Annotated in this window: 18 protein-coding genes and 1 tRNA gene; 16 read left to right on the top strand and 3 right to left on the bottom strand. The window is 41.5% G+C overall.

What is annotated here, in order from left to right:
* Positions 1–28: 28 nt before the first annotated feature.
* A tRNA-Leu gene (locus tag H8B17_RS12230) sits at positions 29–110 on the bottom strand.
* Positions 111–326: 216 nt separating this feature from the next.
* Between H8B17_RS12230 and H8B17_RS12225 the strand changes: the two genes are divergently transcribed.
* From H8B17_RS12225 to H8B17_RS12170, 12 genes are all read left to right on the top strand, one after another.
* A complete protein-coding gene (locus H8B17_RS12225; RefSeq protein ID WP_190309430.1) occupies positions 327–803 on the top strand; it encodes a hypothetical protein in 477 nt (158 codons plus the stop codon).
* Between the two features lie 159 nt (positions 804–962).
* Complete coding sequence (locus H8B17_RS12220) at positions 963–3,374, top strand: glycoside hydrolase family 95 protein (protein WP_190309429.1); 2,412 nt, start codon at positions 963–965, stop codon at positions 3,372–3,374.
* A gap of 213 nt (positions 3,375–3,587) precedes the next feature.
* A complete protein-coding gene (locus tag H8B17_RS12215) occupies positions 3,588–4,199 on the top strand; it encodes an RNA polymerase sigma-70 factor (protein ID WP_190309428.1) in 612 nt (203 codons plus the stop codon).
* Between the two features lie 78 nt (positions 4,200–4,277).
* Positions 4,278–5,465: a FecR domain-containing protein gene (locus H8B17_RS12210; protein ID WP_190309427.1), complete on the top strand. Its 1,188-nt coding sequence runs from the start codon at positions 4,278–4,280 to the stop codon at positions 5,463–5,465.
* A gap of 193 nt (positions 5,466–5,658) precedes the next feature.
* Entirely contained in the window at positions 5,659–8,973 is a 3,315-nt protein-coding gene (locus H8B17_RS12205; RefSeq protein ID WP_190309426.1) for a TonB-dependent receptor, read from the top strand.
* A gap of 12 nt (positions 8,974–8,985) precedes the next feature.
* Entirely contained in the window at positions 8,986–10,491 is a 1,506-nt protein-coding gene (locus tag H8B17_RS12200; protein WP_190309425.1) for a RagB/SusD family nutrient uptake outer membrane protein, read from the top strand.
* 82 nt (positions 10,492–10,573) lie between these two features.
* Positions 10,574–12,094, top strand: a complete 1,521-nt coding sequence (locus tag H8B17_RS12195; RefSeq protein ID WP_223816514.1) for an arylsulfatase — start codon at positions 10,574–10,576, stop codon at positions 12,092–12,094.
* A gap of 70 nt (positions 12,095–12,164) precedes the next feature.
* Entirely contained in the window at positions 12,165–13,052 is an 888-nt protein-coding gene (locus H8B17_RS12190) for a DUF6528 family protein (protein WP_190309424.1), read from the top strand.
* A 198-nt stretch (positions 13,053–13,250) separates the two neighbouring features.
* Positions 13,251–13,721: a sigma-70 family RNA polymerase sigma factor gene (locus H8B17_RS12185; RefSeq protein WP_190309423.1), complete on the top strand. Its 471-nt coding sequence runs from the start codon at positions 13,251–13,253 to the stop codon at positions 13,719–13,721.
* A gap of 61 nt (positions 13,722–13,782) precedes the next feature.
* On the top strand, positions 13,783–14,856 hold the full coding sequence (locus tag H8B17_RS12180) for a FecR family protein (protein WP_190309422.1): 1,074 nt from the start codon (positions 13,783–13,785) through the stop codon (positions 14,854–14,856).
* 139 nt (positions 14,857–14,995) lie between these two features.
* Entirely contained in the window at positions 14,996–18,445 is a 3,450-nt protein-coding gene (locus tag H8B17_RS12175) for a SusC/RagA family TonB-linked outer membrane protein (protein ID WP_223816512.1), read from the top strand.
* 20 nt (positions 18,446–18,465) lie between these two features.
* Positions 18,466–20,328 carry a RagB/SusD family nutrient uptake outer membrane protein gene (locus tag H8B17_RS12170; protein ID WP_223816511.1) on the top strand — a complete coding sequence of 621 codons (1,863 nt, stop codon included), beginning with the start codon at positions 18,466–18,468 and terminating at the stop codon, positions 20,326–20,328.
* A 34-nt stretch (positions 20,329–20,362) separates the two neighbouring features.
* Here H8B17_RS12170 and H8B17_RS12165 read toward each other — a convergent pair whose 3' ends face one another.
* Complete coding sequence (locus H8B17_RS12165; RefSeq protein WP_223816510.1) at positions 20,363–20,947, bottom strand: NUDIX hydrolase; 585 nt, start codon at positions 20,945–20,947, stop codon at positions 20,363–20,365.
* Positions 20,948–20,969: 22 nt separating this feature from the next.
* On the opposite strand from H8B17_RS12165, the gene pyrE reads away from it, so the two are divergent.
* The 4 genes from pyrE to trxB all read left to right on the top strand — a co-directional run bounded on the left by pyrE (position 20,970) and on the right by trxB (position 24,143).
* Positions 20,970–21,614: an orotate phosphoribosyltransferase gene (pyrE, locus tag H8B17_RS12160; protein ID WP_190309419.1), complete on the top strand. Its 645-nt coding sequence runs from the start codon at positions 20,970–20,972 to the stop codon at positions 21,612–21,614.
* Between the two features lie 19 nt (positions 21,615–21,633).
* The gene (locus H8B17_RS12155; protein ID WP_190309418.1) at positions 21,634–22,032 is read left to right on the top strand and encodes an SRPBCC family protein; all 399 of its coding nucleotides are present in this window, start codon (positions 21,634–21,636) and stop codon (positions 22,030–22,032) included.
* 153 nt (positions 22,033–22,185) lie between these two features.
* Positions 22,186–23,115 (top strand): 3'-5' exonuclease, encoded by a 930-nt coding sequence (locus H8B17_RS12150; RefSeq protein ID WP_190309417.1) that lies wholly within the window; start codon positions 22,186–22,188, stop codon positions 23,113–23,115.
* A gap of 59 nt (positions 23,116–23,174) precedes the next feature.
* Complete coding sequence (trxB, locus tag H8B17_RS12145) at positions 23,175–24,143, top strand: thioredoxin-disulfide reductase (protein ID WP_190309416.1); 969 nt, start codon at positions 23,175–23,177, stop codon at positions 24,141–24,143.
* A gap of 33 nt (positions 24,144–24,176) precedes the next feature.
* On the opposite strand, the gene H8B17_RS12140 is transcribed toward trxB, so the two are convergent.
* Complete coding sequence (locus tag H8B17_RS12140; RefSeq protein WP_190309415.1) at positions 24,177–24,965, bottom strand: Cof-type HAD-IIB family hydrolase; 789 nt, start codon at positions 24,963–24,965, stop codon at positions 24,177–24,179.
* Between the last annotated feature and the right edge of the window lie 5 nt (positions 24,966–24,970).

Below are 24,970 nucleotides of genomic sequence, written 5' to 3'. Positions count from 1 at the left end.
GCGAACTAGTAGCTCGCTTTCTTAAAAGTACCCAGCGCCGGAATCGAACCGGCACATCCGAAGATATTGGTGTTTGAGACCAACGCGTCTACCAGTTCCGCCAGCTGGGCTTGCTGCGTCCTTGTTTGACGTTGCAAATATAGGAGATGTTTTATGTTTTCCAAAAAGTTTTTTTGCAGTTTTTACAAACTGACTGATTTTAACTTGTTTATTTTTATTTTGATCGCGTCTACAGTTAACATTATTTAACGAGTGGGTATTAAACGTTTCTTTCATTTTGGAATCTACTATTATGAATAGCATTAGGTAACCAAAATAAGAATGCGATGAAAAAGATATTATCATTAACAGTATTGTTTGCGGGAATTAGTATAGCAACGTTCGCGCAAGAGCAGAAAGATACGGAGCGTTCCTTTAAAAGGGAGCGAAAAGAGACCCGTATGGAGAAAAAAATAGCCAATCGTACACCGGAGGAGATGGCGGAAGTAAAAACGGAACAGTTGAATAAACGTTTGAAGTTTACTGATACCCAACGTACAGAGGTGTATGCGATACAACTGGAACAAGCAAAAAAAGCGATGGCTCATCGGGAAGAGATGAAAAAACTGCAGACCAAATTGCGCGAGGGAATGAAAGATTCGCAGAAGAAAATGGGTGAAATCTTAACACCGGAGCAACAACAGTTAATGAGGGAAAGTTATGCGCAACGTCGTAAGGGGAAATGGCGTGGTACAAAAGGAGAATTTAGAAAAAGGGGAATGATCGAAAAGCAGATGCCAAGTACAGAAAATACGGATGGCTAATAGTGTAGATGTTTTTATGTAGTTTAGTTTTGTGTTAGTGAACAAGGGGGACAATTGTCCCCCTTGTTCTTTATACTTAATTATTAGGTGATAAATTACGGAATATTTACTAATTTGCCCTGAACAATTGCATAGGTAACCATGTGTTTAAAGCTAAACATGAAAATAAATTTATTATCTATTATTATGGGATTTTGGTTTTTTTCCTGCCCCGCCCAGAAGTACAATGAATTGGCGTTACGCTATAATTCACCTGCTACTATGTGGGAGGAAACCTTACCTCTAGGTAACGGCCGTATAGGTATGATGCCAGATGGTGGTGTTGATTCGGAACTTATTGTTTTGAATGATATTAGTATGTGGTCAGGAAGCGAAGACCCAGCCGCGTTTAACCCCACCGCATTTGATCATTTAGCAGAAATTCGGAAGCTGTTACTTTCCGGAAAGAATTTGGATGCGCAAAATTTGATGTATGCACATTTTCGTAGTGGCGGACTTGGATCGGCTTTTGGTCAAGGAAAGGACGCTCCATATGGCTGTTTTCAGATGCTCGGTAATATGCATATTTGGTATTCATATCCTCCTGACGTAGAAAAAACCATTCATTATGAGCGTAAGCTCTCTCTAAACGACGCAGTCGCTTCTACAACGTTCACAAGAGGGGATATTACGTATTCTCGAGAATATTTTGCATCTCATAGCCATGATGTCTTAGGTACCCGCATCACGGCCAGTAGGAAAAAATCGGTTTCATTTGAAGTTTGTTTGAGTAGAGCCGAACGAGCTGCAATTAGCGTACACGATGACGTTATTTTTATGGAAGGACAACTAAATGACGGCTACGATACGAATAGAGGAGTACGTTACCTGACAAAATTACAAATCGTAAATAAAGGGGGGACGTTGATAGCGAGTGACAGTTCTTTACGAGTTGATGACGCTGATGAAGCCGTGATTCTAATTTCTACTGCTACGGATATGTTAGATAAGAATTATGAGTCGACGGTAGATGACCTGTTAACAAAAGCAAAAAATATTCTATTTGACAAATTGAAGGTAGAACATATCAACACGTATAAAAATAAATTTGATCGAGTAGAACTAGACTTAGGGGATCAAGATAATATTACGCCGACAAATGAACGGCTTGCTAACTTCCAATCCCATGATGACCCTGCTTTCGCAGCACTGTATTTCCAGTTCGGACGTTATCTGATGATTAGTGGTACGAATGAGAACTCGCTTCCTCTTAATTTGCAAGGGTTATGGGCAAACCAAGTGCAAACGCCGTGGAATGGCGATTACCATTTAAATATCAATCTGCAAATGAATTATTGGCCCGCAGCGGTGTGCAACCTTTCAGAGCTGCATAAACCGCTTGTTGATTTTACAAAATCATTAGTTCCCTCAGGAGAAATTACGGCTCGGAAATTCTATAATGCGGATGGATGGGTAGCACACATGATGACTAATCCTTGGAAGTTTACCGCTCCCGGCGAGCATGCTTCGTGGGGTGCTACAAACACAGGTGGCGCGTGGTTGTGCTCGCATCTTTGGGAACACTATAACTTCACACAAGATAAGGTCTATTTACGTTCCATTTATCCGGTTCTTACGGGGGCAGCTGACTTTTTTCTCCATAGTATGATTGCGGAACCGGAACATGGCTGGCTGGTTACGGCACCGTCGTCTTCGCCTGAAAATGCTTTTTACTTACCCGGAGACTCTCTTCCTGTATTTGTATGTATGGGACCCACAATGGATGTGCAGATTATCAATGAATTATTTTCGAATATTCTTTTGGCGGCGGAAATACTAGACATAGAAGATGGGCACACCGCTAAGATTAGAAAGGCTTTAACGAAGCTGCCACCAATGCAAATCAGTAAAGAAGGGTATCTTCAGGAATGGCTTCAAGATTATCGAGAAGTAGAGCCACACCATCGTCACGTCTCTCATTTATATGGATTGTATCCATCGAATCAAATATCGCCAGAAATCACTCCAGCATTGGCTGCCGCAGCCCGAGAAACCCTTAACCGGCGTGGTGATGACGGCACCGGTTGGTCTCGAGCATGGAAGATTAATTTTTGGTCACGCTTACACGATGGCAATCGGGCTTATAAACTGTTGAAAAGCCTGCTTGAACCGACTGTAGATAGTGAGGTGAAGATGCGTAGCGGAGGTGGAACATATAATAATCTGTTTTGTGCACACCCACCTTTTCAAATCGATGGGAATTTTGGTGGAACATCCGGTATTGCGGAGATGCTTATTCAAAGTCAGAACGGTTACATAGAGCTACTTCCAGCACTTCCGGATTCGTGGGTAGATGGTAGTTTCAAAGGCTTGTGTGCACGTGGTGGTGCAGAAGTAACTATAAAATGGGCGGATAAAAAAATTAAATGGATCATATTGAAAGCATCCACTTCAAATACCTTTAGATTAAAAATACCTGAATACGTGAGAGACATTAAACAAAATGACAAAGATTTAGACGTTGGAAACGGCTTCGTTGAGCTGGAGATGGACAAAGGCGAAGAAGCTAAACTAGAGATAACTTTCATTTAAAATACGCATAGAAGCAATTTCTTCAAAAATATTCATTACGGATGTGTTGGTTTTTTTATTAAATAGATCATGTTAAATGACCTAATGACAACGTCGAGGGTGTTTTTTATAGTATAAAATCAACATGAATTATTTGTTATATTATACGTAATGTTATCTTTTGATTTTGTTTCCTGTTATCTTTGATGTTAACGAAAGAGTCTCGCGAAACTGATGAAAAATGCCGGTATTATACGTGACGTTTCAGCCCAAGTTGACGACGTTGTCCTAATGGACTCCCTGCATCATGATGAGGATAAAGGATTGGTGGGTATTTATCGGCTTTATTATAAACAGATTTTGTTTTTTGCTCAAAAATATGTCAAGAACTATCAAGTCGCTGAAGAAATTGTTACGGATGTTTTTGTAAAGCTTTGGGAGCGTCGGACAGCGTTTACCAGCCTGGACAGTGTTCGGGCATTTTTATATATTGCCACGAAAAACAGATGTTTAAATCAACTCCGTGGAAAAAAATATCATGAAGCTCTTGACGATGTAGCTAATTATGAGGATTTGCTGTATGACGATACGGATGTTTTTACAAAAATTATTCGTACAGAATTATTGCATATGGTTTATAGTGCAGTACAAAAGTTACCTCAAAAGCAGCAAGAGGTCTTTAACATGACATTTCTAGAAGATAAAACAGTGGAAGATATTGGTAAAGAAATGAATATGACTCCTCACGCTGTATATACTAATAAGTCGAGAGCATTAGCGACCCTCCGACGAAATTTACAGATCAGAGATGTCCTGTTTCTTTTGGTGATAATTTTCACGATGTAATACTTCACGTCAATATTTTTTTAAAATTTCCTGTAAGATATCATTGCTTGATGTGTTTTCATATTAAATATGTATGAGATGCATAAAATAGATCATATTGTAAACCTTTTAAAAGATTACCTCACCGGAGATTTAGATGTGCAACAGGCTAATGAAGTGGAACGTCTGTTTACGGAGCATCCTTCTCTTCGGAAAATTGTGCGTGAGCTGGATCATGAAAATAACCTACGAGAAGCGCTGCACGCTTATACAGAACTCTATACTAATACCTTTCGAGAAAGAGAAGAACGTGTATTAAAAGATGTTCTTTCTCGGATAAAAGACGAATCAAGGGTATCGAAGCCGTCTTTCATATGGAGACGTTTAACGATTTACGCGTCCGTGGCGGCGGTAACGATAGCGGTATTATTTGTTGCTATAATAAGGCAAAAAAAAACAACGGTGTCCCCATCTCCATCTGTAGAAGAGATCATAAACACCTTTACACCTGGGGGGAATAAAGCGGCATTAACGTTATCTAGCGGACAGCAGATAAACTTGAGCGATACCTATTCTGGTATCGTCATCGATAGTCAAATAGGTTATGAAGACGGTACCTCGGTTTTCGAGGAAGGTCGTATCGCGGAAGATGAAGTATTGACACTTTCTACACCCCGAGGAGGACAGTACCAAGTAACGCTTTCCGACGGTACGAAAGTATGGCTAAATGCAGAAAGTAAATTACGTTATCCCTACCGATTCTCAAGAGAAGTGCGGAACGTGGAACTGGAAGGAGAGGCTTATTTTGAAGTAGTTCATCAAAGAGACGCGCCTTTTATTGTAAAAACTGCAAAAGAGAAAATAGAGGTATTGGGAACACATTTCAATGTCAATTCTTATCAAACGGATATAAATTCCACGGTGGCTCTTTTGGAGGGAAAAGTAAAGGTGTCTTCGGGCGAAGATCATAACACTGTTTTGAAACCTGGTCAGCAAAGCGTGGTGAGTAGAGGAAAGATAGAAATTCGAAACGTGAACGTTGATGAATGTGTAGCATGGAAAAATGGGGAGTTTATGTTCAATAATGAAACACTAGAAAATGTGATGAAAAAAGTAGCAAGATGGTATGATTTGGATATCGAGCTTTCGAGTAACCTTAAAGATGTAGAGATATGGGGTTCCGTTTCAAGATATGACAATTTTAATACGGTATTGAAGCTCATAAAAATGACAGATGATCGGATTCGTTTCGAAGTAACAGGAAGGAGGGTGAGATTTGTGAAATAAGTGAGTCTTTTAAAAGGGAAAATTACCGGGAAAGCTGGCACTAACCCGGTAGTATAGTCCCTAGCTTTAAATAAACTGAATGAGACAGATTTAATAAACTAAAAACCAGACAAATGTAATGAAAAATTATGTTTTACCGAGGAAGACATACCTTTTCCTCGCTCCTAAAAAGTATCTCTTAATCATGAAATTAATGATGATGTTTCTTCTCTGTATGGTTGCCCAATTGCAAGCCACCAGCTTAGCACAAACAGTGACCATCGAGAAAAAGAAAGTAGCCTTTGTTGATATCCTACGGGAGATTAAAAGGCAAACAGGGTACACGGTTATATGCAACAGTGAGATTGTAAATAATACCGGTGTTACAGATGTACGACTGAAAAATATGCCGCTTGAACAAGCGCTGGACATGTTGCTGACGCCCAAAAAACTAAGCTACTATATGGAAGGAAAATCGATTGTGGTGAAGAAACAGAATAAATCGCGTTACATAGAAAAAGAAGATAATATAGAACCGGCGAACCAGCAGTCCCGAAAAATTGAAGGACAGGTAACAGACGAAAACGGACTTCCGCTTTCGGGTATTAGTATACATCTCAAAGGAACAACAACGGGTACGAGTACGGGGGAAGACGGGCATTATACGATGGAGGTTCCTTCGCTCTCCGGCGTGCTGGTCTTTAGCGCTGTCGGTTTTAAGCAGCAGGAAATCCCTATACAGGGGAAAACGTCCATTCATACTACACTAGCATCAACGAGGGGAGATTTAGATGAAGTAGTGGTCGTTGGTTATGGTACGCAAAGAAAAGTGAATATAACGGGGTCTATTTCCGTGGTAGACAGCAAGCAACTCGAAAATCGACCGATTACCAATGCTTCTCAAGCGTTGCAGGGAGTGCAGGGAGTGTATGTCAATCAAGCGGGGGGACGTCCCGGTGCTGATGGTGCAAATATTAGAATCCGAGGTATTGGTACAATTGGGGGAGGAGGAAAACTAAACCCTCTTGTTTTGGTGGATGGTGTAGAAATGCAGTTTAGAGATGTAAATCCAAATGACATCGAAAGTATTAGCGTTCTTAAAGACGCAGCTTCTACGGCAATTTATGGATCTAGGGCAGCAAATGGAGTGATTCTAATTACAACTAAACTCGGAAAGCAGCATCGTACGATTATCGATTATAATGGCTATGCCGGTGTACAAAATGTTACCTATCTTCCGGATCCAGTAGATAATTCGGCTACATTTATGGAGCTATATAATCAGGCTATGGTAAATCAAGGTGGGAATCCATATTATGCTGATGATTTGATTCAAGAGTTTAAAACTAACCCAACGAGTATACTGCATCCGAATACCAATTGGATGAAGGAATTATTTAAACCCGCATTGATCCATGAACACAACCTCCGATTTTCTGGGGCAACACCCAAAACGAAGTATAATCTTTCCGGCGGATTTATGGATCAGGATGGCGTCTTGAAAGATATGACAGGTGCTAAGAAATACAACATCAATGTACGTGTTCAAACCGAAGTGAGCGACCGTTTTGGTATAGATGGGGGAATCATTGCGAGCAGGTGGGATGTAGAAGAACCTTCAGAAGGTATTGGAACAGCTATGAACCGAATTATGCGTATGGTGCCGGTTCAACCTTATGGGAAAATGGAAAACGGAAACTGGCCAGATAGTTGGGTGTTAACACCCGGCCAAAACTCTTTTCAAAATCCATTAGTATTGACAGAGGAGAATTATCGGAAAGAAGGGACTAATCGTATTATGGCTAATCTTGCAGCACATTTTAATTTTACAGAGAAAATACAGTATCAAGCGAGAGGGTCGATTAATTATGGCAATCTTTTGCGCAAGAGTTTTGCTCCAGTGGTGTGGTTGCATGACGTAAGAACCGGTGAGCCAACTCGGAATCCATGGAGTACAACGGGTTATAAAACCCAACGTCAAGAAAGTGACCAACGACTTAATTTTACCCACACGCTACGGTTTGAGGAAAATCTAAATGATCTGCATAATTTCTCTGTTTTACTTGGGCATAGCATCGAGAAGTTCAATACCGAAAATTTTGAGGCGCAGAAGACGGGTTATTTAGATGGCGATTTGGATGAACTCAATGCGGGAACGAGAGACCCTTCCGTATCGGGAACAACGACTGTTGATGCTTTGATATCTTATTTTGCTCGTTTACAATATGCTTATAAAGATCGATACCTTTTAGAAGTAAATAGTAGATATGATGGTTCGTCGAGGTTTGCACAGGGAAATAAATGGGGGCTTTTCCCTTCTTTCTCTGCGGGCTGGCGGGTTTCCGAAGAATCGTTTATGTCGGAAGTAAATTGGTTGGATGAACTTAAAATACGGGGTTCTTGGGGACAGATTGGAAATCAGGAAATAGGGAGATTCCAATATGTGAACGCCGTAGCTGTTGGATATGGTTACCCGTTTGGAGGTGTTTACAACGGTGGTGGAACAGCGGTAGTACAATATCGTGACCCTAGACTGAAATGGGAAACAACCACCATGTGGAACATCGGATTGGATTGGCGTCTTTTGGGAGGGAAATTCACAGGAGAATTAGAGTACTTTCATAAAAGAACCGACGATATTCTTCGAGATGTAACGTTACCGTCTCAGGTTGGATCGCTAGCGGGACCAGTCAGTAATATCGCGGCGGTAGACAATAAAGGTTTTGAAATAGGTTTAAACTATAACGATCGTATCGGAGATCATTTTAATTATACGATCGGGGGCCATATCAGCCATGTGAAGAATAACGTTGTTGATTTGAAAGGAGAGGAAATCATTAGTGGAGCAAGGATTACAACGGCGGGATCACCTATTGATTCATGGTATGTTTTACAAACGGATGGATTATTCCAGACAGATGAGGAGGTCGCTAATTATCCGACTATAACGAATCGAGTAGGCCCCGGAGATATAAAATATGTAGATCGTAATAACGACGGTGTCATTGATGGCAACGACAGGTATATCGCCGGAGGTACCTTCCCGAGTTATACCTATGGATTCAATATAGGTTTTAGCTATAAATCACTATCTGTGAGTACGATGTGGCAAGGTGTTGGTGATATCTTTGTTAGGCCGAACAACAACATGGCATCTCCGTTTAATAATGGTGCTGGTATAACAAAGGAATGGCTTACCGACTCCTGGACGCCGGAGAATAGAAATGCTAGGTTGCCGAGAGTTACTGCACGTAATCAATATACTGCCGAAAACTTCTCGGATTCAGATTTTTGGTTAGAAGATGCTTCCTATTTGAGGTTAAAAAATATACAGATAAACTATTCGTTAAGCCCTACATTCAATAAACGATTGGGATTGAGTCGAGCAACTGTTTTTATCAATGCACAAAATCTTCTGACCTTTACGGGCGTTAAATCTTTTGACCCCGAACGGGATATTTTAGCCACCAATATCGATCAATATCCAAGTGTCAAAATGATGACCATGGGTTTAAACCTTACATTCTAAGAGCAATAAACGATGAAAAAGATTATATATGCAATTTTCGGACTATTTAGCGCCTCCATTGTGGGGTGTAGTGATATGCTCGATACGCAACCAACAGACTTTTATAGCCAGGATATATATTGGAAAAATGAGCAACAGGTGCTTGATGCCTTAACGGGATGTTATCAGGCACTTACACACGCAGAACTCTATAATGCACAAACTCCTTTTATGTTTGAGGCTATGAGTCCAAATGCGTTTAATTACGACAATCAACGTAATGCTAACGATTTTGCAGCCGGTGTACACAATGCGACGACTTTAGGCATGAATGATGCCATGTGGAAAGGTTGTTATCGGGGGATAGGTCGATGTAACATGCTCCTATCTAATATTGATAAAGCAGCAATGGATGAAGATCTAAGAGCGAGAATTATCGGAGAAGCAAGATTTCTTCGAGCTTTCTTCTACCAGCGTTTAAACGTACTGTTCCACGGTGTCCCCCTGCTATTAGATGAACCTAATCCTGATGAACACGGAAACCTACCCAGGAGTACATATCAGCAAATTCGAGAACAGATACTGCTTGATTTAGATGAGGCAGCTACATCGTTGCCTGCCTCTTATTCGAAAGCTGATGATGGTAGAGCCACAAAAGGTGCCGCTTGGGCTTTAAAAGCTCGTGTTTTATTACAGGATCATGATTACCAGGATGTGGTAACTACGATAAGACAAATTATAGACTTAGATCGATATAGCCTATACCCGAATTATAATGGTCTTTTTCGAAAAGTAAACGAGGGGAACCAAGAGATCGTGTTTGATATACGTTTTAAAGCCCCTGAACTGATCAATACATACGATATCATTATGGCTCAATACAGCACACAAGCTCCCGTACAGGGATTAGTGGATGCTTATCAAATGACAGATGGCTTATCCATTGATGAAAGTCCGCGGTATGATTCACAGAAACCCTATGAAAATAGAGACCCTCGATTTAAACAATCTATCGTTTTTATCGGGGCACCCTGGCGAAACCGGACGGCTACAAATGCTGATCTGCACCAAACTGGTTATACTTTCCGGAAATTTACCGAATACAACGAAACGACTCCAGGTACGTTAACGAATTCCGAAACGAATTATGTGGAAATTCGTTATGCTGATGTGCTATTAATGTATGCCGAAGCGCTAAACGAATTGTCGGGTCCATCCAGCGACGTTTATGGAGCAATAAACAGTATCCGATCCCGACCTACTGTAGATATGCCGCCATTAGAAGAAGGGCTCAGTAAAGAAGAAATGCGGGAAGCAATACGTTTGGAGCGGCGCATAGAACTAGCGGGAGAGGGTTCTTATTTTTACGATATACGGCGATGGAAAACGATAGAAAAAGAGATGAATGAGCCAATCTATGACTATCAGGGAAAGCTAATACAGAACAGGAAATTTGATGCGAGTAGGGATTATATATGGCCGATCCCTTATACAGAGATTGATCTCAATCCTGCGCTGGAACCAAATCCTAACTACTGAATTTGTTGAACTAGGCCCGAGAACCTATTAGAGAAACCGATAATTATTTTGGAATCTGATAAATAAAGGAAAGTACCAGAACATGGACAGCGTAAAAAAAATAACCACCCTAATAGGCACCCTGAGCATCATGTGGAACATAGCTCTGATTGCGCAGGAGACGAAAGAAAATCATAAGCAGAAATTGCCCAATATCATCTACATTTATGCAGACGATTTGGGCTACGGTGAAATAGAACCTTATGGACAACATCAAATTAGAACGCCCCATTTAAATAGGCTTCGTGAGGAAGGGATGAAGTTCACAGATCATTACACCAGTATGCCGGTGTGTGCACCGGCTCGTTGTATGCTGCTTACCGGTAAACATGGTGGTCATTCCTATATTCGCGGAAATTATGAGATGGGTGGTTTTGCAGACAGTCTGGAAGCTGGTCAAATGCCGCTTCCCGAAGGTATGTATACGCTTCCAAAAATGTTAAAAAATGCGGGATACACAACGGGTATGTTCGGAAAGTGGGGTTTAGGCATGCACAATACAACAGGATCTCCTCTTAAACAAGGCTTTGACGCTTATGCCGGCATCCTTGATCAAAAGCAAGCACATAATTTTTATCCTACGCATCTGTGGTTAAACGATGAACCATTGAAACTGAATAATCCGGTAATTGATGTTCACCGACAATTGGATTCAACCCTAGCAACTGATAAGGACTTTGATGCCTATATTGGCCTTGAATATGTCGGTGACGTTATGACAAAACATGCGTTAGCGTTTATTGAAGAAAACAGAGAGGGACCGTTTTTCTTATATCTACCGTTTCCACAGCCTCATGTTTCGCTTCAGGCCCCTCAACAATATATCGATCCGTATCGAGCGGATTTTGGGGGGGAGAAACCTTACTATGGACAACGCGGTTATGCCCCGACAAAGCACCCCTTATCAACGTATGCTGCGATGATTACTTATTTAGATGCACAGGTAGGCAAAGTACTTGAAAAGGTTAGCGCGTTGGGGTTAGACGAAAATACCATCATCATGTTTTCAAGTGATAACGGCACAACCTTTAATGGAGGGGTTCAGCCTGCCTTTTTCAATAGTGTTTCCGGTCTACGCGGTTTGAAAATGGATGTCTTTGAAGGCGGTATTCGCGTGCCATTTTTGGTAAGGTGGACCGGGAAAATTAAGGCTGGTTCGACGACGGAACTACCCTCTGTACAATATGATTTGATGGCGACTTTAGCAGATCTCACGAATCAGAACCCAGGAAATACGGATGGCATCTCTTTTTTACCTACGTTGCTAGGTAATGCTGTAGCACAAAAGGAGCATGCATATATATATTGGGAATATCCTGAAAAAGGAGGGCAGGTAGCAATCCGGATGGGGAAATGGAAAGGTGTAAAAGTTGATGTACGTCGTCAAACGTATAAAAACGCACCCTGGATGCTTTTCAACTTAGAAAGAGATAGAAATGAAACATATAATTTGGCAAATGATTATCCAGAATTGATTCAAAAATTTAATGAAATTGTGAAAAAGGAACATCAACCAGCGCACATCAATGAGTGGGAGATCATAAATCCCAAATTTCGAAAATAGCGGTTGTTATCTGATAATTTTGGCATGTTTATACAACGTAAATGATATATTGAATTTGATGATGAACAGTATGAAAAAAATCCTCCTTTTGTTTTTGTTAACTTGCATAGTCGATTATACGACGGGGCAAACGATGTCTACTATTCCTAAGGGATCTCTGCTCGCCTGCGGAGAAGATAAAGTTTTGATCATAGATCCTGAAAAAGGAACCGACAGTACGGCGGTAATATGGTCATGGAGTGTACAGGAAGCAAAGGCAGATATGCCCGAACGTTATCAAAAGTTATTGGTTCCTTTTGATGAATGCAAACCGATTGATAATAATAGCAAAATTCTCCTTACTTCTTCAGGAGGTGCAACTTGTATTGTGGATGTAAAAAGCAGAAAAGTAACGTTTTATGCTTATACACCGATGGCGCATTCTGCGGATTTACTTCCAGGGGGATTTATTGCAGTGGCTAATTCGACTCATCCTAAGGGGAACAGTTTGGAGATATATCATCGATCGAAACCCGAGGATCTGCTTTTTAAGGATACACTTTATTCTGGACATGGGGTGGTATGGCACCACGAAAAAAAGAGACTTTTTGCGTTAGGATTCAATGAGTTGCGGTGTTACGAATTCAAGCAAAAAAATGGAACTATTGATCTACACCTCGAATATACAGATATACTCCCAGAAGATGGGGGACATGATTTGTCTTCAGTTGGTGGAAGCCAATTTTTAGTTACCACGCACAACGGTGTATTTCTATACGATATCCATACGCATTTATTTACACCGTTTGATAAATTAAATGTACCCCACGTCAAGTCTATTAATTATTTTCCGAAAAAGAATTATTTAGTGTATACAAAAGCAGAAGAAAGCTGGTGGACATTTAACATTTATCTCTTCAACCCGAACCGAGTTATCAACCTTCCGTTTTTAAAAATCTATAAGGTAAGGACGGTTTAATTTAGCGAACTGGGAAGCATGAAGATATGAAAGGAGCTTTTTTTATTATTTCTGTTTTTTGTACGTCCTATTGTGATATATTTGCTAATTTGCAAATTACAATAGTATTACGCAACCATGTATTTTAAGCCGTTAAGTGAGGATAATAAGATAGAAATAGCTATTAAGCGTAAACAAAAGGTGTTTAAATCTTTTTTTGTGGCCAATTTTAAGGTTCTAGAGAGTTATGCCAGGTCTTATGTAAAAGATAAATATATTGCGGAGGATATCGCATCTGAAGCGATGTGGAAAATGTGGCATCTTGGCGCCGATTTACAACATATAACCTCTATAGAATTCTATCTGATGCGAACGATCAAGAACAAGTGCTTAAATTACCTCCGTATTCGACAGGCAGAGTATGTTGGGCACGAAGAGTTGGGTGATTATCAATTTTTGGACCATTTGAACCCCGAAGACATTTTTATTTCGAATGAAAATGTGATGGAGATTGAGGAAGCCATAGCAAAGCTTCCGGCTAAGACCCAAAAGGCTTTCTTGCTTGTAAAAGACGAAAACTACTCCTATAAAGATGCAGCCGAGATGATGGGTATCTCGATCAAAACGGTAGATCGGCATATCCAAATAGCGATTCAGAAGCTATGGGTTGCGCTTAAGAAAAAAAAATAACATTGTATTGGGGATTATGTGGATTTGTTGTGTCTATATCAATGTAGACTAAAAGCTATCCATGTCGACAAACGAACAATATTATTTGGAACTGTTAAAGAAGTTGTTGGAGGGTTCGCTCTCTGTCGCAGAGAGGGAGACTCTTTTGGAATTGGCAGAAACGGATACAAAAAAGAAACTTCTGATGCAGTATCTAGATACCCCTCAGAACGACAACGAGAAACGTTTGGAAGCGGAGATTATCTATGAAAAAACAAAACCTAACGATTTATATCAGGCATCGTATGTGGAAAACAGACATTCGATTTTTGTGAAGAACCGTTATCTTATTGCAGCTATCTGCGTTAGCTGTTTGGTGATTGCATTTTGGTTAATCGCTTATAAATCAAACCCTTCTTTGAAACAACAAAATGAGTGGCTAGAAATGGCGACGGATAGGGGCGAACGAAAATTCTTTCGGATGAGTGATGGGACTGAAATTTGGTTGAATAGCGAAAGTCACTTAAAAGTTAAAAAAGGATATGGTAAAGAGCACCGCATATTGACATTAGAGGGGGAAGGCTATTTTTCTGTAGCAAAAAATGAATCCTTGCCCCTGTACTTAAACGCTTTAGATACAGAAATTAAGGTGTTGGGGACCGTGTTTAATGTTCGGGCTTATCCAGAAGAAGAGCGAATCGCTACCTCGCTGATGGAAGGCAAAGTGGAGTTACATGTGGGGAATGGAGATGGAAAGCGTAATTATATGTTGAGTCCGGGTGATAAGGTAGAAGTTTTGAACCGTAACCGTCCGGTTGACAAACAGCATCTGGGAGCAGCAGTCGACATATTAAAAGAAAATAATACCGCGAAACTTGTGGATTATAAAAAAAATGTAATCGATAAGAATAAAGCGCTGGAGATCATGTGGGTGGAAAATAAACTGGTGTTTAACGGTGACTCATTAACAGAAGCGGTCAAAAAAATGGAACGTTGGTACAACAAGACAATTGTTGTGCAAAATAAAAACTTATACAAACAGTTGTTTACAGGTGTGTTTCAAGAAACATCTTGTGAGCAGGTGCTAGACTTACTACAGAAAACAGGCGTAAAATTTAGCTATAAAGTTAGTAATGGTATCATTTATATAAAGTAGAAACGTATGACATAGACACATTCAAAAAAAGTAGGGTATACCTCTTCGTAAAAGATATACCCCTTAAATTTGTTAACCGTGAGCATCCGGCCGTAGGAAAGTTAGATGCTCAATTGATTAAATTTTAAAAGACAAAAGTATGAAAATAACTTCGCATGCTAAAATACATGTGCGTATTTATCATTACCTTAAGTGGTTGTTATTGTTAAAGTTAGTAGTATTATTTATCGTCTGTTTTTCTTCTGGCTTATTTGCGCGTGAGTCTTTGGCCCAAGAAACGGTTTCCATGCGTTACAAGCATGTTAAGCTGAAAAGTCTATTGCTCTCCATCGAAGAGCAGACCGCGATTTCCTTTATTTATAACGATAATCTCATCCAACATATCACTGTCAAGGAAATCGATGCCAAGGATATCCATTGGAAAGACCTATTATTGCCCCTATTGGATATGGAAGATCTTACGGCAGAATACGTCGACAAACGACGTATCGTACTTCGAAAGAAAAAACAAAAGCTAATAGCAACCGGCCTAATTAAAGATGGGAACAACGAGCCAATAGCCTCCGTTTCGGTCGCGCAGCTTGGCACCGACCGTGCTACATTATCGGATGCAGAAGGGAAATTCTCCTTGGAAGTAGAGCGTGATGATGCGATTCTTCAATTTACGTATGTCGGCTATCTGACGCAGGAAGTAGCTTATCAACAAAACCCGATAAATATTGTAATGGAAGAAGATCAAGCGCAGCTAGATGAGGTTGTCGTCGTCGGTTATGGTACACAGAAGCGGGAAACGATTACAGGTTCTGTTGTGGCCGTTAAAGGACAGGAATTAGCGAAATCGCCAGCGTTGAATCTTTCTAGCGCTATTGCCGGACGCGTGCCGGGTGTTGTGGCGACAAATGGTAGTGCCGAGCCGGGGCAGGATGGATCAAATATAAAAATCAGAGGAACCAATACCCTTGGCGATAGTGGTCCGCTGATTGTCATTGATGGCATACCCGCCCGGCAGGGAGGATTTGAACGGTTAAATCCGGCTGATATTGACAATATATCGGTTTTGAAAGATGCTTCTGCCGCTATTTATGGTGCCCGGGCCGCCAACGGCGTGATATTGGTAACCACCAAACGGGGAACTTCGGGCAAACCTAAATTATCATATAACTTTAACCAAGGGTTTTCACAACCTACTGTTATCCCCGAACTGACCGATGCTGTGCAATATGCGGAGTTGAGAAATGAATTGGAAATATTTAAGTTGCCGGTAGACGAATGGGGTAAGGCTTTGGAGGGATTTAACGGAAGTGGCTTCTATGAACGACCAAATGGTAATCGTCTCGAAGCACCGTTTTCGCCCGACGAACGAGAATTTTTTAGGAATGGTAGCGATCCTTGGGGATATCCCAATACCGATTGGTACGGTGCGACGTTAAAGAACTGGTCGCCTCAAAGTAGACATAATTTACAGCTTGATGGTGGGTCGGAAAACATGCGTTATTTAATGTCTCTTGGTTTTTTGGATCAGGATGGATTCTATAAAAATTCGGCAACGGGATACAAACAATATGATTTCAGAATTAACCTCGACGCAGATATCAATCCTTATATTAAAACAAAATTTGGGGTGTTAGGTCGTCAGGAAAATAGAAATTATCCAACAAAAAGTGCCGCGACGATCTTCCGTATGCTGATGCGTGGTAATCCGACAATGCCTGCATTTTGGCCAAATGGTTTACCGGGACCGGATATTGAGCATGGAGAAAACCCCGTCGTCATTACGACCGATCAGACTGGTTATGATCGAGATAAGCGATATTATGTGCAGACGAACGGGCAGGTAGATATCACGAATCCATGGGTGGAAGGTCTGAAATTGTCCCTAACCGCTTCTATCGATAAATATGGCAAAAAGCAAAAGACGTGGTCCACCCCGTGGTATCTATATACCTGGCAAGGGGCATACCAAGATGATGGTGTTACCCCGAAACTGGAGGCTGGTAAACGAGGACCCGCAGATCCCAATCTGACGCAATCAGATGAAGACCAGACAAATGTCTTGCTTGGGGCGGTTTTGAGTTACGATAAGACCATCAACGATCATACGCTGAATTTACTGGCTGGTGTGAATAGGGAAACCATACGTAATGATAACTTCAGTGCGTTTAGACGTTATTTTATTTCGCAGAACATAGACTACCTGTTTGCTGGTGGAGAGGCCGAAAAGGACAATGACGGAGGAGCATGGGAAAGAGCCCGTTTAAATTATTTTGGTCGTATTGGCTACAACTATAAAAGTAAATATATAGCCGAGTTTTTGTGGCGTTATGATGGCTCGTATATGTTCCCGGAAAATAGGCGCTATGGATTCTTCCCAGGAGCCATGGTGGGCTATCTGGTCTCGGAGGAAAACTTTTGGAAGGAAAATGTCCCGTTTATCAATTATATGAAGCTACGTGCATCATACGGACAGATGGGCAACGATAATATTTACTACGACGATGCCTTACAGGAATATCAATACTTTTCTACCTATGCCTTTGGTACCTATATCATTGGAGGAGACTTGGTGAAAACCCTTTATGAAAGTCGCGTTCCGAACACCTTTATCACCTGGGAGGTCGCAAATAATTATAATCTCGGGTTGGATATGCAGTTTTTCGATGGAAAAATGAATGCAGAATTCGATGTGTTCAAAAATAGCCGTAACAGTATATTATGGCGTAGGAATGCTTCGATTCCGCAGAGTACCGGTATGACCTTGCCGGCTGAAAACTTAGGAAAAGTAGATAACTCAGGATGGGAATTTAACGTGGGCTGGCAGGATCAGATCGGCAAATTAGGCTATCGCATATCGGTAAATGGTGGGTATTCAAGGAACAAGATTGTCTTTTGGGATGAGGCGCCAGGAGCGCCAGAATGGCAAAGAAGTACAGGGAGAGCCATTAATGCGGAGTTATATTATATATATGATGGTGTATTTAGAGATCAGACTGATATCGATGCCAATACGATCGATTATAGTGATATCACGGGAAATTTACGTCCAGGAGATATGAAGTATGTTGATCACGACGGAGACGGTAAGATAACACCAAATGATCGTCTACGTCGTGATAGAAATACAGATCCGAGATTTCAAGGCGGTATAAACTTGGGGTTGACCTATGGCGATTTTGACTTAAGCGTGCTGTTTCAAGGTGCTACTGGTGGCGAGTTGCGCGTTGGAACGGATGAATCGGGGGCCATCGGTAACTATTTCTTGGATTTTTATGAGAATAGGTGGACAATCGACAATCCGAGCGGCCAGCACCCTAGGATTACCGACCGAAGTGACCAATACTATTCGTATGACAACACGTATTGGTTACGAAGCACGGATTACCTGCGTTTAAAAAACGTAGAATTGGGATATAACCTCCCGACAAGCTTGTTGGAACGAGTGAAGATAAGCAATCTCCGAGTGTATGTGAGCGGTTTAAATCTGATGACATGGAGCAAGATCAACGTGCTGGATCCAGAAGCAACCAGTGAACTTGGGCAATATTATCCACAGGCAAGATTGATTAACGCCGGGGTTATGGTTTCATTTTAAAAATCGATAAGATGAAGAGAATGAGAAATAGTATATATATGATGTTAATAGGCATGATATGCATGTCTTGTAACGACGATTTTGTGAGTACGCAACCATTAGAGGAAGTTCCCGAAGACGTCGTTTGGGCTGATGCGGCTTTGGCTGAGGCATTCCTATTTGAAATTTATAATGGGTTTGGTGTTGGCGGTTTTTACGAACAACAAATGGCCTCTTTAACAGACGAAGCGTTATTTACCCACCCCGGTAGGGGTATCAATACCGTGACCGAAGCGCGATCTAATGATGCCAATCAAGGGTATATCTTGGAGACCTATAGGTTCGATTTGGTCTATACGAGAATCCGCGCCACGAATATCGCTATTGCCAATTTGCAGGAGCCAAAGTTCGATAACCCTGATTTGGTTAACCAATTACTGGGAGAAGCTTATTTTTTGAGGGCTTATTATTACCAACAGCTTCTTCGTCAATACGGGGCGGTGCCTCTTGTTGACGTTGTATATGAATTGGGCTCGGAGCGCTATACGAAGAAAAGAAATACGTTTGAGGAATGTGTAAATTTCATCGTAGATGATTGTGATTCGGCAACACTTCTTCTGGATGGTGTCGCACGGGTCGACGGACGGGCCAACGAGGTAGCGGCTTTAGCATTAAAGGCACGGGTGCTGACGTATGCGGCGAGTGACCTGTATGATAACGCGACGGCAAAATCAAAGTCATCGTTGCTCAACGGCTATAAAACACCTGAGTATATTGGTTATACTGATGGCGATAGAACGGAACGTTGGCGTCGCGCCAAGATGGCAAGTAAAGCGGTCTTGGATCATACGGAATATCGATACAAATTGGATCTGGCGGCGCCGGAAGAACCGGAAGATGGTCAGGCGAATTATATGGCGATAGCCATGGGGGGAGGCAGTTCGATGGCGGATGGCGAAGGCAAGAAAGATCTTATTTTAGGTCGCTTCTTCATTGATTTAAAAGATGAACGGGGAGGATGGGTAGGCCGCGATAATGGACCTAATGGTTATCACAACTGGGCCGGGAATACACCGACGCAGTTGTTGGTGGACGATTATGAAATGATCGATGGAAGTAAATTTAGCTGGGAAAACACCGTGCACGAAGCGGCTCCCTACGAAGATAGAGATCCCCGCTTTTACGCCACCATCCTATACGACGGAGCCGATTGGAAACCACGTGCCGATGATGTAAAGGGCCGAGATCCTTACAACCAAATACAAACTGGCCAATATGAAGTGGGCAGCGGTTCAGGAACGAAGCGAGTTCAACATGGACTTGACACGAGGAACAGTCCGGTAGAAGATTGGAATGGCTCCTATACGGGGTATTATTATCGTAAATTTACAGACGCCGATCCCGCTATGGAGGATCAGAACACACGACAAAGTGTCCCCTGGCCCGTGTTGCGGTATACAGAAACTATCCTTAATTATGTAGAGGCCTGTATAGAACTTGGCGAAGAGGCAGAAGCGAGGTTGTGGCTTAGCAAAATTCGATACCGCGTGGGCATGCCAGCCGTTGAAGATTCGGGAGAAGCCTTAAAGGCTCGTTATCGTAACGAAAGACGCGTGGAACTCGCTTATGAAGAGCATCGTTTCTTTGATGCTAGAAGATGGATGATTGCGTCTGAAACGTTAGGAAGAAAAGTAACAACGATAAAAATAGAAGGAAAATTAAAGCCAGGACGAGAAGTAGCGATTTACAAATACGATACTGAAAACTATGATTATCGTTATACGGTCAACACCATCGATCCAGGCATCGAAAATAGAACATGGAACGATAAAATGTATTTCACGTCATTTCATCGGGATGAAATAAACCGGAATACCGAATTGGAACAGAATCCAGGATATTAAAGCAGGGAGGTGAGGAGTTTAAGGGGATAGTCCCTTAAACTCCTTGGATAATATGTGCAATTAAGGGATAGGTATTTTCAAGTACGACACCGAAATCAGCCTTGGCGATCCAGCGGGCTTCCGTGATATCTTCTTCCGTTTGCGGAATCAACTTTGGAGACTTATTCACGCCCATTTCGTACCAATTGGTTTGTTTTAATACCAGTTTTCCACGCATCGTGTAGGTGTGGTAAGTTGTTTGGAGTTTGGAACCCAGGTAATTGATGCGGATGCCGCATTCTTCTTCGACTTCGCGAACGGCAGCCTCTTTCATCTTTTCATTGTTCTCTACTTTGCCTTTGGGTAAATCCCACTTTCCTAATCGATGTATAAACAAGTATTCACCCTCACCATTTTTGACCAACCCGCCAGCAGCCTTAATAATTTCGAGCTTTTGCAATATCGATTTGAGAACTTTCTCTATTTCGGGGTGTATATATAGATAGATGATATCCCTTGCGGATTTCTGCTTAGATGCTTGAAAAAGTTTTTCAAGATCAATGTCTTGTAAACCAATTGTTTGAACACTAGACAGTTTCTTCGGAAGAAAATCAGCCAAAATAAGCTGAGATTCGTTCATATAAATTTTATAAATTTGTGCCATGAATAATTTAAATGAGGTTGAACAAAAAATTGCTGAATCCTTATTGCAAATTAAAGCAATAAAATTACAACCTAAAAACCCTTTTGTGTGGGCATCGGGTTGGAAATCGCCAATTTATTGTGATAATCGTGTTGCATTATCATACCCCGCAATTCGAACGTATATTCGACAACAGCTTTCACAGCTGATTCAGGAGGAGTTTGGAACGGTAGAAATGATATCAGGCGTCGCCACGGCGGGAATACCTCAAGGCATATTGGTTGCGCAGGACCTCGGTTTACCCTTTACGTATGTCCGTAGTAGTGCGAAAGATCATGGTCGTCAGAACCTTATCGAAGGAGAAGTTGTTAGTGGACAGCGCGTGGTTGTCGTAGAAGATTTGGTATCGACTGGTAAAAGCAGTTTATTAGCGGTGGACGCCTTGCGCGAAGCGGGATGTAATGTAGTCGGGTTAGTGTCGATTTTTACTTATGGATTTGACCAAGCTGTTCAAAATTTCGCAGATGCCAAATGTCCTTTCTTTAGCTTGTGTAACTACGATGCACTGATTAAAGTAGCCGTCGACAACGGCTATATTTTAGAGTCTGATGTGGCATTGTTGGAAAAATGGCGTAGAGATCCATCGGCGTGGACGGAGGAATAAAATCTTAAAACAGGAGCATATGACCATCATTCAAAATAGTGTTGAAATTCAGAAGCCGATAGAAGCGGTATATGCATTTTTGGCTGACATGAATAACCATGAACAGCTTATGCCCGATAATATCTACAATTGGTCCTCTACAGCGGACGAAGCGCATTTTACGATCAAGAATATGGCAAAGCTAGCGTTGAAAATCAGTCAACGCGTAGTGAATAAAGAAATTATATGTATGCCAATTGAAGACGCACCCTTTGCACTTACCTTAAGATGGAAATTGGAAGATAGAGGTACAAACACGACAGGCGCAACATTTATCATGGAGGCTGAGCTTAATATGATGATGAAAATGATGGCCTCCGGTCCGCTTCAAAAATTGGTCGATCACCAGGTAAATACGTTGAAAAATACATTAGGTTAAAATCATTGTACCCATAAAAGAGCGAGTCCCTGGCGTATGCTGGGGACTTTTTTATTTACGGTGATAATTATGTCATTAATCGGTGATGTCTTTAACAAGACCGAAGAGTTTTGTACATTTGTTGGACGAAAGTTAATAATCAATCGCTATTAGATGGAATTACAATTAAAACGCCCTTTGGCCTTTTTTGATTTGGAAACTACGGGAGTTAATATTGCAACAGACCGTATTGTGGAGTTGTCCATATTGAAAATATTCCCAGGAGGCAAAGAAGAGGTGTTGACAATGAAGGTGAATCCCGAAATGCCCATACCTGCAGAATCTTCGATGTTTCACGGTATCTATGACGAAGACGTAAAGGATCTTCCTCCATTTAAAGAACGAGCCGAGGAAATCAAAAATTTTCTTGGAGAATCTGATTTAGCGGGATACAACTCCAATAAGTTTGATGTGCCGATGTTGATGGAAGAATTTTTACGCGCGGGGATAGATTTTTCGTTGGAAGGAAGGGCTTTTGTGGATGTACAGAATGTTTTCCACCAAATGGAACAACGCACCTTGAAAGCGGCTTACAAGTTTTATTGTGATGCATCATTGGAAAACGCACATACAGCAGAAGCCGACGTACGAGCGACATACGAAGTGTTGAAGGCTCAACTATCAAAATACGAAGGAGCAGCTTTCGAAGATAAACATGGGAAGGTGACGACTCCGGTGATAAACGATGTAGAAGCGTTACACCGGTTTACCAATTTGAGTAACCCAGTCGATTTTGCCGGCCGCTTAGTGTATGATGAGGAAGGCGACCCCTGCATCAATTTTGGTAAACACAAAGGTAGAAAAGTTGTTCATGTGTTTGAGGTGGAACCCAGTTATTACGCTTGGATGCAACAGGGAGATTTTCCACGCTACACCAAGAAAGTATTAGAGAGGTTATGGAATGCGCATCGTAATAAAAAGAAAGAGCAGCAGCAAAATACTAGGGTGGATGTAACCAAGAATCGTCCACATAAGGAGCAAATTCCCGCGAAACCGATTACGGAAGATATGCTTAAACAGCTGCAAGGGAAATTTGGCAAATAAGTTTTAAGTGATAAGTTATGCAAATCAACGTATCACAAGTTACGAACAATGAATTAAAAATGACAAATACAACAGAAATAGAACACTTACAGTGCTTGATTATTGGATCAGGGCCTGCTGGTTATACGGCAGCTATTTATGCAGCCAGAGCTGATTTAAAACCCGTAATATATACCGGTATCGTTCCTGGAGGACAATTGACGCAAACGACAGACGTAGATAATTTTCCGGGTTACCCGCAAGGAATAACCGGACCGGTAATGATGGAAGATCTGAAAGCCCAAGCCGAACGTTTCGGAACGGAGGTGCGATTTGGGTATGCCACGAAAGTTGAGTTCTCGAAGGAGGGGGGCGTGCACAAAGTGGAGATCGACGGTTCGACGTGGGTTTCTGCAGAAACCGTTATTATCGCGACAGGTGCTACCGCAAAATGGTTGGGGTTGCCTTCCGAGGAAAAATACAACGGATTTGGTGTGTCTGCTTGTGCTGTTTGTGATGGATTCTTTTTTAAAGGTCAAGAAGTAGCAATAGTAGGGGCGGGGGATACGGCCGCAGAAGAAGCAACCTATCTAGCCAAGTTGTGTAAAAAAGTGTATATGCTTGTGCGCCGTGACGAATTTAGAGCTTCTAAAGCAATGGTACACCGGGTCATGAACACACCAAATATTGAAGTGCTATATAATACGGAAGCTGAAGAAATAGTTGGGAATGAAACGGGTGTTACGGGTGTTCGTGTCATCAATAATCAGACACGAGAAGCGCAACATATAGACATTACAGGGTTTTTCGTGGCCATCGGACATAAACCGAACACCGAGCTGTTTCAAGGAGTTCTTGATATGGAAGAGACCGGCTACCTGATGACGAAGCCGGATAGTACGGCGACCAATGTACCGGGTGTTTTTGCCTGTGGAGATGTACAGGATCATGTATATCGCCAAGCGATTACTGCAGCCGGTACAGGCTGTATGGCAGCCTTAGAAGCGGAACGTTATTTAGCCGCGAAAGGAAGTTTTGTAGAAGAATAATTTATGGGGGGCGAGTTTTCGCGCCCCCGTTATTTATATCACCTTAAAATAATTTAAGGCGTTCCAGATACCGTCGTCATCAACATCTGTTGTGATATAATCTGCGATTTCCTTCACTTCTGGATTAGCATTTCCCATAGCTACTCCAATAGCCACATGTTTTAGCATCGTAATATCATTTCCGCCGTCTCCAAACGCCATCGTTTCCGTAATATCCAGTCCGAAATGTTTACAAAAGATATCTACTCCTACTTGTTTGCTCTGACCTTTGGGGTTCACATCAGCGAAAAGAGGCGTCCATCTGGATGCGACCGAATTTGGCATGACCTTTTTCATAAAAGCATGCTCTTCTTTCGGTCCTATAAATATATTGGTTTGTAAGATGCTGGACGTATCAACCTTGTCTATATCGACTAAAGGCGGTACAGGAAGATTTAAGTGCGCATACATTCCTGCTATTTCCGGTGTCACATCATAGATAGTGATTTCTTTTTCAGACATAAGAGAAAAACTCAACGGATGTGCTTTCGTATAATTCAAAACCGATTTTATATCGTTTGGATGTATGGCTTGTCTAAATAATACATCGTTTTCCTGCGTGACACAATAGCCACCGTTAAAAGTGATGAACCCATCGAAATCTAAAAAATTGAGATGATCAATACTGTTAATGGATCGGCCGGTTGATAAAATAACTTTAATCCCTTGTCGTTGCAATTGTTCAATTGCTTTCTGGGTAGATGCAGGAACTTGATGTGTCTTGAAACTTAAAAGCGTACCGTCTATATCGAAAAAGACAGCTTTGATCTTAGGATATTGCATAATAC

This window comes from Sphingobacterium arenae, assembly GCF_014692505.1.
Lineage (GTDB): Bacteria > Bacteroidota > Bacteroidia > Sphingobacteriales > Sphingobacteriaceae > Sphingobacterium > Sphingobacterium arenae.
Note: the sequence above shows the minus strand (reverse complement) of the source record. Positions and strands in the feature narration are given on the sequence as shown.

Coding starts and splice junctions, on each gene's coding strand:
- H8B17_RS12225 (WP_190309430.1), top strand. CDS start 327: ATGAAAAAGATATTATCATTAACAGTATTGTTTGCGGGAATTAGTATA.
- H8B17_RS12220 (WP_190309429.1), top strand. CDS start 963: ATGAAAATAAATTTATTATCTATTATTATGGGATTTTGGTTTTTTTCC.
- H8B17_RS12215 (WP_190309428.1), top strand. CDS start 3,588: ATGAAAAATGCCGGTATTATACGTGACGTTTCAGCCCAAGTTGACGAC.
- H8B17_RS12210 (WP_190309427.1), top strand. CDS start 4,278: ATGCATAAAATAGATCATATTGTAAACCTTTTAAAAGATTACCTCACC.
- H8B17_RS12205 (WP_190309426.1), top strand. CDS start 5,659: ATGATGATGTTTCTTCTCTGTATGGTTGCCCAATTGCAAGCCACCAGC.
- H8B17_RS12200 (WP_190309425.1), top strand. CDS start 8,986: ATGAAAAAGATTATATATGCAATTTTCGGACTATTTAGCGCCTCCATT.
- H8B17_RS12195 (WP_223816514.1), top strand. CDS start 10,574: ATGGACAGCGTAAAAAAAATAACCACCCTAATAGGCACCCTGAGCATC.
- H8B17_RS12190 (WP_190309424.1), top strand. CDS start 12,165: ATGAAAAAAATCCTCCTTTTGTTTTTGTTAACTTGCATAGTCGATTAT.
- H8B17_RS12180 (WP_190309422.1), top strand. CDS start 13,783: ATGTCGACAAACGAACAATATTATTTGGAACTGTTAAAGAAGTTGTTG.
- H8B17_RS12175 (WP_223816512.1), top strand. CDS start 14,996: ATGAAAATAACTTCGCATGCTAAAATACATGTGCGTATTTATCATTAC.
- H8B17_RS12170 (WP_223816511.1), top strand. CDS start 18,466: ATGAGAAATAGTATATATATGATGTTAATAGGCATGATATGCATGTCT.
- H8B17_RS12165 (WP_223816510.1), bottom strand. CDS start 20,947: ATGAACGAATCTCAGCTTATTTTGGCTGATTTTCTTCCGAAGAAACTG.
- pyrE (WP_190309419.1), top strand. CDS start 20,970: ATGAATAATTTAAATGAGGTTGAACAAAAAATTGCTGAATCCTTATTG.
- H8B17_RS12155 (WP_190309418.1), top strand. CDS start 21,634: ATGACCATCATTCAAAATAGTGTTGAAATTCAGAAGCCGATAGAAGCG.
- H8B17_RS12150 (WP_190309417.1), top strand. CDS start 22,186: ATGGAATTACAATTAAAACGCCCTTTGGCCTTTTTTGATTTGGAAACT.
- trxB (WP_190309416.1), top strand. CDS start 23,175: ATGACAAATACAACAGAAATAGAACACTTACAGTGCTTGATTATTGGA.
- H8B17_RS12140 (WP_190309415.1), bottom strand. CDS start 24,965: ATGCAATATCCTAAGATCAAAGCTGTCTTTTTCGATATAGACGGTACG.